Source organism: Cycloclasticus sp., assembly GCF_019090545.1.
GTDB classification, from domain to species: Bacteria; Pseudomonadota; Gammaproteobacteria; order Methylococcales; family Cycloclasticaceae; genus Cycloclasticus; species Cycloclasticus pugetii.
Genome location: NZ_JAHRVT010000033.1, coordinates 22678 through 37220 on the forward strand (window position 1 = coordinate 22678; position 14543 = coordinate 37220).

Genomic DNA, 14543 nt, shown 5'->3' on the forward strand with positions numbered 1-14543 from the left:
CAACTTAATGATTCGAGTGATCAACGACTGGCTTATTTTCCTTGCCGTGTTGTTCATCTGATTCAAGAGAAATGTCAGTGATAACTAAGTCATCTCTTACCTCAAAGGTGAAAATGACGTTATCACCAACAGTGAAATCAACTATTTCTATATTGTCCGCGACGATAAAATCCATCGTCGCAGCAGGTCTATCCCATTTATCTATTGGACCTCGGCTAATATTTAGAACACGCGTATCAACATTAATAGAATTAATTAGACCTGATACTGTTGCAAAAGATACTTCTTCACTCATATCACCAGGCTCACTCATGATATGAATTCCAGTAATTTCATATCCACCGTCTTCGGTTTTACTCACTTCAAAGTGCAGAGATTGACCTGACTTTAATGAGTCAATATCGACTTTTTCAGCCACAGTAAAATCCATAACCATTTCAGGCCAATCCCAAGCTTCAGCAGGGCCATGTGAAATATTAACCATGCGGTGCCCTGCCATAACACTATTAACATCCCCTTGCATCCAAACAGAGTTAGGCACTTCATCATGAGTCATTCGTTTAAAGTCAGAGCTTTTACTTGATTCAGAATCAATCAAGAATTGGGCAGATGTCACCACAACGTCATCTTCATTTAAGCCGTCTAATATTTCGATGCTGTCGATATCAACCCGGCCAATAGTCACTTCAATAGATTTAAATTGCCCATCACCTAACGCAAGTACTACTCTGTCCTGTTTACCTGTTCTAATAACGGCTTCTTTAGGCACGAGGATGGTGCTATCAGCTTGATTAGCGTGAATAGAGACTTGTGCAAACATATTTGGTTTTAATTGATAGTCTGTGTTATCAAATTTCAATCTCACTCGGAGTGTGCGTGTTTTACTGTTCAATGTTGGATAAACATAATCAACGACACCAGCCCAGTCCTCACCGGGTAAATAATCCAGTGTCATTGATACAGGAAGTCCTTTTTTAATTAAGGCTGCGTCACGTTCAAACACTTCTGCTTCAACCCAAACTTGATCTAGCTGGCCAATGCTTAATAAGGTGTTTCCCGGCTTTACATAAAAACCTTCTCTAACCTTCAAACCATCGACAACACCTGCTTGTGGTGAATAAAAGGTAATTGTTTGCTGAACCTTTCTTGTCTTTTCTAGCTTTTGAACAAAGTCTGCTGAAAGCTGTAACGCTTTTAGGCGATCTTTGGCTGCTGAAATTAAAGAACTATTGTTGCGCTTTAACGCTATTAACAGCTCTTCCTGAGCATTAACTAACTGAGGAGAATATAGTGTATAAAGAGGCTGCCCTTTCTCTACAGGGTTACCTGCTGCTTTGATGTAAAGTTTTTCAATCCAGCCATCAACCCGTGGGTGGATATGAATTAGCTTATCTTCATCATATTGAACATAACCTACCGTTGAGATTTCAGTATGCATATTTTTCAGTTCAACAGGTGCAGTGCGAACCCCAAGGTTATTCACTACATGAGGCGCAATTTTTACTGCTCCGGGGCCAAAGTCATCACCAGATGATCCTTCCTCATACACAGGAATTAAATCCATCCCCATAGGCGACTTACCGGGCTTGTCCCGGCGGTAATTAGAATCCATCGGTGCAACCCAATACAGAGGCTTTTTTTCTCCTGATGTTGCTTCATTACTATTACTGTTTGAGCCAGTACCTTGATATAAACTCAATGCTCCAACACCAAGTGCTGCCCCAATGATGATGGCAATAATTGTTTTTGTATTCGTTGACATTATTTTTCTCCAAATTGCTGACTGGATAAGTGCTGATTAGTTTTGTGCGAAGTGTGCATCGACTTATGTTCAGCATTTGAGTTAGATTGAGAATGCGCAAAGAAATAGTTGATACGAGCAACTGTTTTAAGTGCGTCAACATCAATTCTTAAGGCTGATATTCTGGCATTTAATTCTGCGATTCTTGCTCGAACAACTTCGGCAAAATCGCCATCATCATTTGTGTAGGCTGTCAATGACGCTTCTGCTTGGTCATGAGTTTGTTTAAGGAGTTGTTCTTGATAGATAGATTGTCTATCTGATAAGCGTTTAAGCTGTCTTAGTTCTTTTTCTAAAACACTGATCATTTGCTTTGTCAGTAATAGTTTCTCGGTTTTAATAGTCTCTGAATCTGCAATAGAAGCTGCAACTTGCTTATCTTGTCTGTTCTCGGTAAACAAGGGTAAATCAAACGTTACCCCAACAGAAAATAAATCAGCTCGGCTATCACCAGAGGGCATATTGTCGCGATAGGCATAACTAGCATTAACACCCCATTGCGGCTCATATTGCTGTTTGGCTAACTCAATTCCTTTTTCTGAAGCTTTGCGTTTTATATCAATTGCAAGTATGGCTGGGTGATTCGAAAGCTCCTGAGCCAATAGATTTCTTGAGTAATTAGATGCTTTTAGGACTGTTGGATTATTCAGAGTAATTGCAGGTAACTTTTTAGAAACCCTAAACTCTAATGGTTGCGCGTCAAAGTTGAATGATTCATTCAAACGATCCGCATCGTAAATATGAAGCCACTCATTGAGACGAGCGATTGTCGTTTCTAGTTTCTGCTTTTGCGAAGTTAATCTGTCATCTAACTGCACGATTTCCAACTGAGCACGAATAACATCTTGCTGTCTAGTTTTACCAACAACGTTTGAATAGCTAGCTTTAGCCACTTCCGCCATCTGCTCAAAGAGAGACCAATCATCTTCAATCAATTTAATAGTTTGTTGGGCTAAGTAAGCATCTAACCAAAGTTGTGAAACTTGGCTTTTCAACTTAGCTTTACGATCCTCTCGTAACAGTGGAAATTTCGTGGACTCAATTTGTAACTGGTCTTTCTTGATCTCTAGACTGTCGCCTCTCGGAAACATTTGAGAGACGCCAACCTTTAGCTGAGTCATTCCTTCCTGATCTAAATCCCAAGTATCTGTTGGTAAATTCATTATCCCTAGCGATACTTTCGGATCAGGCAAAGTACCTGAAGCAATACTTCTATTTTCAACTGCACTTTGTTTCAATCGGCTACCATGAAGCCAAGGATCATTTTGCTGAGCTAAGGTGATAGCTTGTTCAAGCGACACTACTTTCTCAGCTTGAGCTGAGAATACAGATAAGCCGAGTATTAATGCAGTTGAAAGTGAAGTAAGGTTTGAAGAGTTCAATTTCATTAGAATTGCTCCTCGTATGTCTTAACTTTTGCATAGACTTTGCTCGTTCCATCTTTAAATAGAATTAACACGTTGTATGGCATAAAGCGGTCATCGACTTCCATACCGGGAGAGCCAACTGGCATTGCTGGAACTGAAAGCCCAATCGCATTGGGATGTTCTTCTGATAAGAACTGCTGAATAAATTTAGCAGGTATATGACCTTCAAAGGCAAATCCATTTCTACTCACTGCCGTGTGGCATGAACGGTAATTAGGTTTGATACCATACTTAGTTTTGATGTTGCCGATGTTTCGGAAATCTTTGGAATGCGCAACGATCCCTTTGTCTTCAATATGAGTTATCCATTTTTTACAACACCCACAAGTAGGGGTTTTATAAACGATTAACTCCAAAGGTGTTACGTCGTTATTGTGTGCATGGTTATGTTCGTTGGCGTTTGCAAACGCAGGTGAAAGCAGCATTACTACTGCTATTTTTAAATACTTATTGATCATTTTTGCCCCCCAGACATCGCTGGAAAATATCTATAGCGCTACGACGCTATATTGACTAACAGAAAAATTAATTACATGTGCGCGAAATTTGGACGCACTAATCCTGTATTAGGTAAAAATTGGTGGACGATAAAGGGAAGTGGAAATTGAATGAGGTTGTTTAGATTGCAGAGCAGCTACAGATTCACTGAATATTTGAATATCTGTCGAATCAATACTGGAATTTAGGACTGCCGTAAATGAGCAAGCATTTGTAGGACAAACACATTCAACACCACAACAATCTTCTGATTGACCGTTACTGCTTTTATTCATATCACCATGCTCCATTCCTTCATGATGACTCATCTTGGAATGTTCCATGTTCATGTGTGATTCGTGAGAACCTAATGACATTTCGCAAGACATAGCAGAATATGCAAATGCTTGCCCTACAAAGGCAACCAGCATAAGCGTTATTACTAAGACTTTTGAAAATGCTTTAGACATAAAATTCTCATAAATATACATGGTCTATGCTAATACAAATTTTCAAATAAGTAAATTGATATCATCAAAACATTTATGAATATTTGCTGAGGGATCCCCTCGAATTTGACCATAGTATCAGCTCTTTTCCAGTTTGATGACACCCCAGTCAAACTCTGCGGCCCAGAGCATGACTTGCCGTCTTGCCGCTTGTATCTCTTCTTCAGTTAAGCCCAGCTGGGCGGCCTTTGATAATCGCATTCCCAGGTAGTTAAATGAGAGTACTCGCCGATGTTTGATGCTGTTAGCCTGAAACTGCAAGTGCTTCCCGGCCAGCTCTGCCGCCAGCCCTATCATGTAATGCAACCAATTTGCCAGTGCCGCCAATAGCAACAGCACTTCCAATCGTTCACGTTTATAAGTACGGTGGGCTTCGCTACCTAAGCCATAGGTCTGGCTTTTCTGTCGCGGAAGCTCTCTTCTATTTGCATGCGTTTGCCGTAGCATTTGGCAATCTTCGTCGCGTAATCTAAGCAATTGGGCAAGGATGAGACCAACAACCACGGCTCTTTATATTGCTTGTGTTTGTCGGATTTTCGCAGCTTCCAACCGGTGCCCACCAGCACGGCTTGAGTGCGATATTGCTGGGCTTTGGTCAGCTTAACCTCACCCAAGACTTGGGGCGTAGGGCGTGCTTTTTTGTAGGCTTTGGCAACCGTGATATAGGCATCCTGGCCGGGTAGTTGCAGTGTCTGGTTGCCACGAACTCTGGCAATGTAATGCCAGCCGAGCTTACGTATTTGCTTAAACCACGGCACTTTAAAACCCGCATCGGTAATAATCACCGGCTTAAAGTCTGCCGGCAGTACCTGCTTTAACCGGTATAAAAACGCCCTGTGTACGTGTGGGCACGTATACTCGTCCATCGGCACAACAACTTGATGTAACGTCAGTGGGCGACCTTCCAGCGCCAGGCTGGCACGCAGGATAAAATGGCGCTTTTCGGTGTCGGCATTGCTCCAGTCCACTAAAATCAGCGGCTGTTTGCCCTGACGTAGCAAGCGGGTCATTTCGCCATAAATAAGCGGCGCCTCTGCTTGAAGCGCTTCATTTCTTAGCAAACGGTCAGCTCGTTTGATGCCGTGTTTTTCTGACGTTTCACTGTCAAAATTACGGCCGATAGCCGTTACCGTGCATTGGCCATTCTGCATCAAGCTTTGTACTGCCGCCCCCACAGCTAAAAATCGGGCTTTGTGCATACATTTGGGGGTGACAAATGAGAGGAAATCGGCGAGCATTGTTTTTACATTCATAGCAGCATTCATGGTTAGGTGTTTTTGGCGAAAGATCAGATCGGGAACTGCCATGAATGTTCCCTTCGCCTCTAACTATTTGTTTTATCTACGCCATTCGTGGGGATTCGTCAGCTATATTGCTTTAATTAAACTTACAAATACTTTTAGGTACATCTGATATTTGTGCAAGCTATAAATTCGTTGCTCACCATTGACTAGAAGTGTCCGCTTTTGGCACAGGGCTACTGTTACAGCCCTGTCCCGCTCAAACTTCAATTGACTCAGAAATCTCTAAAGCATCGTCAACTTCAATACCGAGATAACGGACTGTACTTTCCAACTTCTTATGACCGAGCAGAAGCTGGATTACCCTGAGGTTCTTTGTCTTTTTGTAGATAAGATATGGCTTGGTTCTTCTCATCGAGTGGGTACTGTAAAGAGAGTCGTCCAGCGCTAATTTACTTATCCAACCATGAAAAATACGATTATATTGCCTCGTCGAGATATGTTGAGATGAAAGTACACGCGATTTGAAAAGGTAATCGCTGCTACGTAAATTGGCCTTTCTTATCCAATCCGCCACAGCTGCTCTAGTACCGCTCGTAATCTCAAATTGTACCGGAGTCCCGGTTTTTTGCTGTACTACATGTGCTCTGCTCAGAATTGAGCGCCCGCAAGTGATATCCGATACTTTGAGCTTTACTAGGTCACAACCCCGAAGTTTACTATCAAGCGCTAAGTTAAAAAGCGCCAGATCTCGAGTCTTTCCTTCTAGCTCCAGCCTTATTCGAATGCCCCAGATATGTGATATCTGAAGTGGTCTTTTCTGTCCAACTAAACGATCTTTATTCCATGGTGAATGCGTCATAGCAGTTCTCCCGTATATTAAGGAGAAATAATTATGGTTGGCATCGATGAGGTAGTAGCGCAAGTAGCAGACTTGGGTTTATAGCCTTATTCTGCTACTAAACGTTGATGAAATTAGGCCACTTTGCTCTATTCATTTAGACTCTTTATCAAAGAGCAAAACAAACATTTTCAGCCTGTCTGCCAATTCATGGATAGTTGTATCAAACGCTTTGCTTGTCTTGCCGGTTTTCGGATCAGGAAAATCCCAACTTAATATATGCTTGGCAGTTAAGCCCTGAGCGCATTCCTGTTTAGCTTTATCACACAAGATGATGGCGTAATCGATTTCAGCATTTTCTAGTGCGGCAAAAGACTTTGAGTTTAGACCTTCTGTTGTAAAGCCATGTTGTTGTAGCGCCTTTATCGCACGTTCATCAGGCACTGTCGGTGCAGTGCCGACACTGAATACGTTAAAGCGGTCGCTATACTTTTGACGGGCAATGGCCTCTGCCATCAGTGAGCGTGCAGAATTCTCGGTACATACAAAAACTAAGTTTGGCTTATTCATCACGATACTCCGTTTAGCTATGCACCCAGTGTATTGCTGGTGCGGTTTGGGTTAGGTACTGGTTGAATAATCAACCGGTAAACTTTGCGAAATAGCTTTGATGTACCGGATGGCACAACGCTTTGGGTCTAAGCTGCTGCACTATGGCTTGCGCTTCGGTTTTGCCGTAACCAAGCTGAGTCATTAATATTGCCGCCATGAGTCCGGTTCGCCCAGAGCCACCTTTACAGTGAATAGCCACTTTCTTACCTGCTTGCAGCAAAGCAAGTATCGACGCCTTATAGTCGGTAAATGCCGCATCAAATGCCTGCTCTGGCGCACAGTCATCCTCTATCGGTAACTGATACCATTCCAAGCCAAGCTCTTCGCAAATAACACCAATCTGCGCTACATCATTTTGCTCTAGTTCATGTGTTGGCATCAGTGTAATGATGGCAGCCGCGCCTGCTGCTTTAAGCTGACCAATGCTGTCAGACAGACTGACGCCTTTGGTGCCCGGACAAGGCGTGAACATCAGCGTGCCAGTATTGAGTTCCAGATAATCAAATGGGTGTTGCATAGTAGTTCCCTAGTCAGTAATAAGCGTCAGTTAAACCAGTGCCGGGTTCGATTGGCAAACCACACCAGTGACAACATCACCGGCACTTCAACAAGCACACCCACCACGGTTGCCAGTGCTGCACCGCTGTTTAAACCAAACAGCGCTATAGCAACTGCGACAGCCAGTTCAAAAAAGTTAGAGGTGCTAATCATGCAAGCCGGTGCAGCAACGTTGTGTGGCAAGCGCATTTTTTTGGCAATGGCATAGGTAATGGCGAAAATGCCGTAGGTTTGCAGCAACAGCGGAATAGCAATAAGCAAAATAACCAGCGGTTTGGCGACAATAGTTTGCGCCTGAAAGCCAAACAGCAACACAACTGTCGCCAACAGACCAATAACCGACCACGGTTTCGCCTGTGTTAAAAACGCCGTGATGCGCTGCTCTGCGCCGCTTTTATTAAGCTGTCTGCGCGTAATAACACCGGCAATAAGTGGCAACAGCACAGACAAGAAAAGTGTTTGCCACGGAATAACAATATCGCTGACGCCCAATAGCAATGCAGCGATGGGGGCAAAGGCAAAAATCATAATGATGTCGTTTACCGACACCTGTACCAAGGTGTAATTGGCATCGCCTTTGGTCAGCTGGCTCCAGACAAACACCATAGCCGTACAGGGCGCAACACCGAGTAAAATCATACCGGCGATATATTCATTGGCACTTTGTGGGTCAACCCACCCTGCGAAGAACACCTTAAAAAACAACCAGCCCAGTGCGGCCATCGTAAAAGGTTTAACCAACCAGTTCATCACCAGTGTAAGCATGATACCTTTTGGCTTTTTGCCTACGTCCTTAATTGCGCCGAAGTCTATCTGTACCATCATGGGATAAATCATTAACCAAATCAGCAGTGCCACTACTAAGTTAATTTGCCCGTATTCAATCGCCGCTATCGCATGAAACACACTGGGCATTAGATTGCCAAGCACAACACCTGCGGTAATACATAGCGCCACCCACACTGATAAATACCGCTCAAAAATCCCCATATTTCACTCATCCCCTTTAGTACAAACCGTGTTCGAAGAACTTACAGCAATGCGGAGAGCGATAAGACATGCTGCCTAATCTCATCTCTGGCAATGCGAAACCCCTGCAATAACTGCTCTGGTGTTTCCCGGCCTGCGGAAGGCTCATTTATCGGCCAGTGTAACCGCTGCACTTTGCCCAGAAATACCGGACACACTTCTTCTGCACACAAAGTGATAACCGCATCCACGGCACGGCTGTCGATATCCTCAACCGCTTTTGAATAATGCGTGCTGATATCAATACCCAGCTCAGCCATTGCCTTAACCGCATAGGGGTTAAGTGCCGAGGGTTCAGAGCCAGCACTTTGCACGACGATATCCGCTGGCAGATAGTGTCTGGCTAATCCTTCGGCCATCTGACTACGGGCCGAGTTTGCCACGCACAAAAAGAGAATGTTCTTCATGGTTACACCGTTACTTACACACCATTTTGTCGTTTGTTGAAACACAGCACGTTTCATCATTAGTAACCTGACTGCTGGCAATTTGTTGTAGCAAATCCAGTAGCGGTAATAGTTGTTCAGGGTTGAGGCTGTAACACACCCGAGGATGCTCTATTTCACCGGTAACGATTTCTGCCGCTTTTAATATGCGTAAGTGCTCCGACACGGTTGATTGTGCAAGACCAACTTCACTGGTGATTTCACCACCAATACAGGAAGGCTTGCTCAGCAGCAGACGGATAATTTGTATGCGGGCAGGATGTGCAATCGCTTTGGCGATAGCGGCCAGTTGATCATTGGAGACTGAATTAAGAGTGCTCATAGATATCAATATCGTTATTCGACGATAAACGAATATAAAGAACCGTTAAACACTAGTCAAGTTCAAAGCAACATGAGAGTTAGTCTATCAAGTGGAAGCATGACAAACTGGAGCAACGAATGACTGCTATTGGCACATAAGTAATATTCATAAAGTGCGAATACTACATTAGCTTACTTTACTGCAAAAACCGTAACCAATGTCTTCATTGAGTCACCCGTAATCATAACAAAGTACATCTTGCTCTCCACGTGCTGCCAGAATTCGGCCTCTTGTGCATATTTTTTTGCTTTTTTAGTAGCGACGCTTTCTGGTAACTCGGCTTTAGTTAGCGCAGAACATAACAGCTTTGTGCACAAAGCCTTCCAAGGATGCTTAGGTACACCGTCTGAAAGCCTTTCCACGAATCTTTCTAGTGCATGACGAGTCACCACGACAGGTCCAATGTTCGGAACGTTGATGACCTCATCGATTTCTCTCACGGTAGCATTATCGACGCTGTATTCTTCGAAGGAATATGAGAGCCAATCTTCCCGTTTCTCTACCGATATCTGTGCTTCCTGGTATCGAGTGAGCAAAAACCTAGTCAGGCTGTAAAGTGAATGCTGAGTTGAGCGTTGTTTCTGTAACTTTTTGATAGCTCCTTTACTGACCCGGATTTGAAGCCCATTACCGCTTCGGTTACTCCCCATCACCTCTTTCACTGACAGTAGGTGATGAATCGCATAGAGCTCAGCTGCAATTGGCTTTTGCTGCTCAGGTAGCTTGTCGTATTGCTCACCTAAATCGACCTTTAGTTCACCACCTCTTCGAAGGCCGGTCTTCCAGTAAACCGTAAACTCACCATCAACCTGCTTTGTTAACAGAGTTAATACCATCATGTTTGTTTCTCCAATTGGTTATCTGTTTTTCATTCTCCATGTTTTTTCAAATATGCAAGGCGCAAAAAAAGGGGCCGAAGCCCCTTGGATCAGATATGAACTTTCGGAAAGCCTATGGCACCGTAAACATTCAGAACATCATTCCAATCCCAACTTTTCACGCCGAGTGACGTTGGTATCGGAGGGATTAGGACTTGTGTCAGAACGCCTTTCTGCCAGGCTTTTTTCTTGAGTTCATTCGCTGCATTCAGGCCAGTCTCAGAGAGATCGTGGTCTGCCCAGATGTACAGCATTTTCACATTACTTGGTGGTTCAAACCTAGCCAGTAGCGTTGCATTCACAACCGACCAACATGTCTGTCCCGTAACCCTGGTAACCGCTAAAGCTGTTTCGATGCCTTCAGAAACACCTAGTACCTCACCAGGCTCACCAATCGGAATGGCACCACCAGTGATTGTTCTGTCACTTGGTATCGGCATCATCTTTTTAGGCTTTTCGACCGGCGCTTTGAATCCATCTTCACTTAGGTAGATCCGATGGAACGTGGCCGAACGCCGTTGCTGCGTGACGATTTTACCTAGCAGCGCTGGGTAGCTATCGATAAACAGACCATCTTCATCATGGTAAGGCAAGTTTGGATGAAACCTCAGCACCGAATCCCATTCAGGACGAAGCCGCGTAACAATGCCACGACGATGCAAGTAGTTCCAAACCGGTTGCGCACGAGTATCTGCAAGAGATAACGTTTCTCCCCAGGTTTGATTCAAGCGATGGATAATCGCTTTGTCCTCGTCCTGCTTTCTAGTCTTCCAATCAACCGCGTTACTCGGTATTGGCCGAATAGGCGCTTGTATTTGTCCGGGTTGAATACCAAGAACCTGGCCGATTGCTTCAACAGACTGAGCAAAGTTCCATCCATTAATCCAAGACAACAGCTCAAAACCATCATGAAAGATCCCGCAGGTGTTACAAACGCCACCTCCGGTATATTCAGCATCTTTGAACAGCCTAAAGCCATCACAACCGCCATGAACAGGACAAGCCACATGACGGCCTTTTCGAGCAATAGCGGCATCAAGTTCTGGCACCAACGCCGCCAGTATTTGAAGCCATTGGCCATTAAGATATGGCCTTACAGTTTCAATTTGTAAAGGTAACGCCATATAACCTCCTTAAGTAAAAAGCCGACTCCTACCACAAGTGATAAAAGTCAGCTCTGGGCCTGCATTGAGCCGTTTGGTTAATGCAGGAACGTTAGTCAAGCTGGATACCATGTCGTCTTAATAGCCACATGATGGAATCACGAAGCACATCAGGATCGACAACCGCAGCCATTGCGCAAACACGAAAGCAAAATGGCGTTAATTCGTCATTTTGAATCCACGACAACACATCCTTTCGCAATCGAGTACTGACACGACCGTCTAGCAATACACGGATCGCATCCAATAGAATGCCTTCGCGTAACTGCCAGATTTCCGTGTCAGACCAAGTGATAGGGGCATCATCAAACTCAAATAGAAATTCGAGCTGTGCTGATGTGTGCTGATGGGAATGCTTTTGTGATGTAGGAGAATGGGCAATGCGCCCATTCATTAAAGATAACCGCGTTCGGCAAGCGAAACGCAGCCCTCGGATGCGACCACAACATGGTCAAGCGTTCGAATATCAACAAGTGACAAGGCGTCACGGAGTCGATGAGTAATGCGTTTATCAGCTTCACTTGGCTCAGGATCACCCGATGGATGGTTATGAACCAATATCACTGCTGCCGCATTAAGTTCTAGCGCTCGTTTTGTTACTTCCCTTGGATACACGCTCGCCGCATCTAAAGTGCCTTTGAACAGCTCTTCAAATCGAATGACACGATGCTTTGTATCAAGAAACAGCACGCCAAAGACTTCGTGCTCATACTCGTGCATCAGTGTTTGCAGGTATGAGAACGCCGACGATGGCTGTTCAATTTTTCGACCTTTACTCAATCGACCACGGGCAAGCTTGAGCGCCATATCTAAGATATCCGCTTCAGTCACTTGCTCAGGAACGATATAAGTACCGGCTTCTTCGCCAGCTAAGAACTTTTTGTTTTTCATAGGAGTCTCCCCAAAAAAAAGCGGAGACGACCCCATGCCCTGAAGGGGACGGAATCGTCCCCGCAGGGTGGTAAAGTTGATGTGGTTACTGAATTAACAGTTGTTGTGTTACTTCGAATAACTCACGCTTTAGATCTTTGACGTCATTAATCACAATGCTTCGAGGAAAGAATTTCTCAACACTGCGTGTTTGAATCCCTATTCCCAGCAGCTCAAAGCCACTTCGTCTGCACCGGTCAACAATGTCATGCGTGGCAGCCCAATCATCTGGGTCACCATCCGTTAGCACTATCATTAGCTTTCGCTTCTGTTTTTGCGCTAACAAACTGTTTGCCGCAAACCACATCGCTTGTGCCATAGGCGTACAACCTCGTGGTTTTTGGTCAAAACAGGCGGCCCGATGTCGAACCGATTGCTTGGGCAATAACGCGATAGAAACTTCCTGATGAATACCAGGAAAATAACTGACCGCAGGTACAACACCCGGTATGCCTTCCAGTGCCATGGCCAAAGCCAAAGCGGCTTCATTAGCAACATGAAAGTACTTTCGATTACCTTCGCCAATGGGCTTACCCATTGAGCCCGATATATCGACAAGCAAGTGCACAGCAGCATTGGGCGCAATGCGAGGTTGCCTTTGAATAAACAATCTCGACTCACCTGCTTGTGAAGCGGCAAGACGATGAGTTGCAACTCGAAGACCGTGCCGTTTGGCATGATTCCGATTATCCTGACTGGACTGAACCATGCCCCTAAGTCGGGCTCGAATTTGAGCCGACTCAGACGCCGATAAGGTCAAGATGGCCTCATCACCCAACATAGCTTGCTCTGCTTGGGGCAAACTGAGAGGTGTGACGCCCTGATGTCCTTCAGCTTGTTCCGACAACACTTCTGCCACTTGGGCAAAGGTATCGGGTTCAAACTGAGCGGCACTGGCCTCTAAGGCTTGTCGCAAATTGTCAGCTTGATCAGAGTTATCTGAATCCCCCGTTTCAGCAACATCCCCCGTTGCAGACGAGTCTGTTTCAGGGATTTGACTGTCACTACTGTTATTGCTGTCATTACTCGCATCTTGTCCAATGTCATTACCGCTATCAGCATCCGACTCATCCTGTGGTGGACGAGATTCTTCTTCCAACATGGCAACGATGGCATCGACAAGTTTTAGCACTTCACCTGTAGACGCCAGGCTAGGCACTGCTGTCAGCATGGCGCTTAACCGGCTCATCGCTGCGGCAGGAAAGAGTTGTCTCACGCTTTCATCGACTGCTTGATACAAAGGCGTCAGCGCTTTCTGGCCCAGAAAATGGCATCTCAAGCGAAACAACAACCAGGCTTGCAAGTTAGATGCAGGCTCAAGCTGTTCAGGTACACACATTTGCTGTGTGTCCACCATGTACTCAATCACTTGCGAAATACTGCGCCGGGTTCCGGGGTAGTCCTTTGCCAATTCGTTTTCAATGCGAACATCCTCAATAATATTGAGAAGTGCCTTACGGATCGGCTTGGACGACGCCTTCTGCACCATGTCAAAATTGGTATGCCGAATATGCGCCGCTTCATGAGCCAGATAACCCCAAGCTATCTGTTGATAGTGTGGGTCGTCTGGGTTTGCTGTTGGGATCACAATCCGCTCACCATCGGTAAACGCATCTTGTCCTTGAATAAGCACCTTCACACCAAACTTTTCGCCATAAGCGGCGGCAACGATTGGCAGTGCGTTTTTTAATGGATGATTCATGGGAGTCTCCTAATCATTAGGGGGAATACTCCCTCAGCGGGAGCGTTTCCCCGCTGGGAATGTGAGTTTTTAAACCTGTGCTTTTAGCTTATCCAGGTCGTATTTTTGACCTAACCAAGCCACCAATTGAGCTGGACTCTCGTGCTGTTCAAATGACGTTTTAAGCTGGTCTAAACTCAGGATGTCATCCAATGTCAGACCGTACTGGTCCTGTAACTGAGTAGACACCTCGTGTTGATATTGCAGCCAGTCCCGCTCAAAAGCGGCTTGCTGCAATGCCATGTTTGGAACAAATACCATGGCTGATAACCAAACACCTTGTGCGTCCGCATCTGCGATCAGCACAGGGTTCTTAGGGATCACGACACTATGTGTTGAGTACGACCGTTGTACTAACGCTCGACAACACGCCACTTCTGGTATCGATTCACTTTCAACCGCATCAGTCACACCACGAAAATGCGGTTCAAACTGGTTCAGTTGGCTGGGGTTATGGATGGTTGATTGCATAATTTCCTCTTACATAGTTCAGAGGACATGCGCCCTTCAGGGCAACATGCCCTCA

16 protein-coding genes and 1 pseudogene are annotated in these 14543 nt (G+C 45.0%); all 17 read right to left on the bottom strand.

Translation table 11 applies throughout. The annotated features are described in order from the left end of the window. Positions 1-4 precede the first annotated feature (4 nt). Complete coding sequence (locus KUG63_RS07765; protein WP_287554653.1) at positions 5-1762, bottom strand: efflux RND transporter periplasmic adaptor subunit; 1758 nt, start codon at positions 1760-1762, stop codon at positions 5-7. Next, positions 1762-3189 (bottom strand): TolC family protein, encoded by a 1428-nt coding sequence (locus KUG63_RS07770; protein WP_287554655.1) that lies wholly within the window; start codon positions 3187-3189, stop codon positions 1762-1764. Before KUG63_RS07770 ends, KUG63_RS07765 begins: the two co-directional genes overlap by 1 nt. Next, on the bottom strand, positions 3189-3686 hold the full coding sequence (locus tag KUG63_RS07775) for a DUF411 domain-containing protein (RefSeq protein WP_004589252.1): 498 nt from the start codon (positions 3684-3686) through the stop codon (positions 3189-3191). Before KUG63_RS07775 ends, KUG63_RS07770 begins: the two co-directional genes overlap by 1 nt. A gap of 108 nt (positions 3687-3794) precedes the next feature. Continuing rightward, positions 3795-4175 (bottom strand): hypothetical protein, encoded by a 381-nt coding sequence (locus KUG63_RS07780; RefSeq protein ID WP_287554658.1) that lies wholly within the window; start codon positions 4173-4175, stop codon positions 3795-3797. A 117-nt stretch (positions 4176-4292) separates the two neighbouring features. After that, a pseudogene (locus KUG63_RS07785) lies at positions 4293-5467 on the bottom strand (IS4 family transposase). Between the two features lie 247 nt (positions 5468-5714). Beyond that, entirely contained in the window at positions 5715-6317 is a 603-nt protein-coding gene (locus KUG63_RS07790) for a tyrosine-type recombinase/integrase (protein WP_287554661.1), read from the bottom strand. 132 nt (positions 6318-6449) lie between these two features. Continuing rightward, positions 6450-6866 (bottom strand): low molecular weight phosphatase family protein, encoded by a 417-nt coding sequence (locus KUG63_RS07795; RefSeq protein ID WP_287554663.1) that lies wholly within the window; start codon positions 6864-6866, stop codon positions 6450-6452. Positions 6867-6936: 70 nt separating this feature from the next. Further along, positions 6937-7425 (bottom strand): dual specificity protein phosphatase family protein, encoded by a 489-nt coding sequence (locus tag KUG63_RS07800; RefSeq protein ID WP_287554665.1) that lies wholly within the window; start codon positions 7423-7425, stop codon positions 6937-6939. Between the two features lie 26 nt (positions 7426-7451). Next, a complete protein-coding gene (gene arsB, locus KUG63_RS07805) occupies positions 7452-8456 on the bottom strand; it encodes an ACR3 family arsenite efflux transporter (RefSeq protein ID WP_287554667.1) in 1005 nt (334 codons plus the stop codon). Positions 8457-8497: 41 nt separating this feature from the next. Continuing rightward, on the bottom strand, positions 8498-8902 hold the full coding sequence (locus KUG63_RS07810) for an arsenate reductase ArsC (protein ID WP_287554669.1): 405 nt from the start codon (positions 8900-8902) through the stop codon (positions 8498-8500). A 10-nt stretch (positions 8903-8912) separates the two neighbouring features. Next, positions 8913-9263, bottom strand: a complete 351-nt coding sequence (locus KUG63_RS07815) for an ArsR/SmtB family transcription factor (RefSeq protein WP_287554670.1) — start codon at positions 9261-9263, stop codon at positions 8913-8915. A gap of 173 nt (positions 9264-9436) precedes the next feature. Beyond that, positions 9437-10144, bottom strand: coding sequence for a hypothetical protein (locus tag KUG63_RS07820; protein WP_287554671.1), 708 nt, complete (start codon positions 10142-10144; stop codon positions 9437-9439). A gap of 89 nt (positions 10145-10233) precedes the next feature. Further along, positions 10234-11307 carry a primase-helicase zinc-binding domain-containing protein gene (locus KUG63_RS07825; protein ID WP_287554672.1) on the bottom strand — a complete coding sequence of 358 codons (1074 nt, stop codon included), beginning with the start codon at positions 11305-11307 and terminating at the stop codon, positions 10234-10236. 91 nt (positions 11308-11398) lie between these two features. Then, complete coding sequence (locus KUG63_RS07830; RefSeq protein WP_001014426.1) at positions 11399-11740, bottom strand: hypothetical protein; 342 nt, start codon at positions 11738-11740, stop codon at positions 11399-11401. Next, on the bottom strand, positions 11740-12237 hold the full coding sequence (gene radC, locus KUG63_RS07835; protein WP_000791199.1) for a RadC family protein: 498 nt from the start codon (positions 12235-12237) through the stop codon (positions 11740-11742). The genes KUG63_RS07830 and radC overlap by 1 nt, the downstream gene beginning before the upstream one ends. 85 nt (positions 12238-12322) lie before the next feature. Continuing rightward, positions 12323-13978 carry a VWA domain-containing protein gene (locus KUG63_RS07840; RefSeq protein WP_287554673.1) on the bottom strand — a complete coding sequence of 552 codons (1656 nt, stop codon included), beginning with the start codon at positions 13976-13978 and terminating at the stop codon, positions 12323-12325. Between the two features lie 69 nt (positions 13979-14047). Further along, positions 14048-14488 (bottom strand): hypothetical protein, encoded by a 441-nt coding sequence (locus KUG63_RS07845; protein ID WP_015066586.1) that lies wholly within the window; start codon positions 14486-14488, stop codon positions 14048-14050. Positions 14489-14543 lie beyond the last annotated feature (55 nt).

Bases quoted from the DNA above. Each gene is read 5' to 3' on its own strand.
- KUG63_RS07795 (WP_287554663.1), bottom strand. From the start codon at position 6,866: ATGAATAAGCCAAACTTAGTTTTTGTATGTACCGAGAATTCTGCACGC.
- KUG63_RS07815 (WP_287554670.1), bottom strand. From the start codon at position 9,263: ATGAGCACTCTTAATTCAGTCTCCAATGATCAACTGGCCGCTATCGCC.
- KUG63_RS07830 (WP_001014426.1), bottom strand. From the start codon at position 11,740: ATGAATGGGCGCATTGCCCATTCTCCTACATCACAAAAGCATTCCCAT.
- KUG63_RS07770 (WP_287554655.1), bottom strand. From the start codon at position 3,189: ATGAAATTGAACTCTTCAAACCTTACTTCACTTTCAACTGCATTAATA.
- KUG63_RS07800 (WP_287554665.1), bottom strand. From the start codon at position 7,425: ATGCAACACCCATTTGATTATCTGGAACTCAATACTGGCACGCTGATG.
- KUG63_RS07845 (WP_015066586.1), bottom strand. From the start codon at position 14,488: ATGCAATCAACCATCCATAACCCCAGCCAACTGAACCAGTTTGAACCG.
- KUG63_RS07790 (WP_287554661.1), bottom strand. From the start codon at position 6,317: ATGACGCATTCACCATGGAATAAAGATCGTTTAGTTGGACAGAAAAGA.
- KUG63_RS07820 (WP_287554671.1), bottom strand. From the start codon at position 10,144: ATGATGGTATTAACTCTGTTAACAAAGCAGGTTGATGGTGAGTTTACG.
- KUG63_RS07810 (WP_287554669.1), bottom strand. From the start codon at position 8,902: ATGAAGAACATTCTCTTTTTGTGCGTGGCAAACTCGGCCCGTAGTCAG.
- KUG63_RS07765 (WP_287554653.1), bottom strand. From the start codon at position 1,762: ATGTCAACGAATACAAAAACAATTATTGCCATCATCATTGGGGCAGCA.
- KUG63_RS07840 (WP_287554673.1), bottom strand. From the start codon at position 13,978: ATGAATCATCCATTAAAAAACGCACTGCCAATCGTTGCCGCCGCTTAT.
- KUG63_RS07780 (WP_287554658.1), bottom strand. From the start codon at position 4,175: ATGTCTAAAGCATTTTCAAAAGTCTTAGTAATAACGCTTATGCTGGTT.
- KUG63_RS07775 (WP_004589252.1), bottom strand. From the start codon at position 3,686: ATGATCAATAAGTATTTAAAAATAGCAGTAGTAATGCTGCTTTCACCT.
- arsB (WP_287554667.1), bottom strand. From the start codon at position 8,456: ATGGGGATTTTTGAGCGGTATTTATCAGTGTGGGTGGCGCTATGTATT.
- radC (WP_000791199.1), bottom strand. From the start codon at position 12,237: ATGAAAAACAAAAAGTTCTTAGCTGGCGAAGAAGCCGGTACTTATATC.
- KUG63_RS07825 (WP_287554672.1), bottom strand. From the start codon at position 11,307: ATGGCGTTACCTTTACAAATTGAAACTGTAAGGCCATATCTTAATGGC.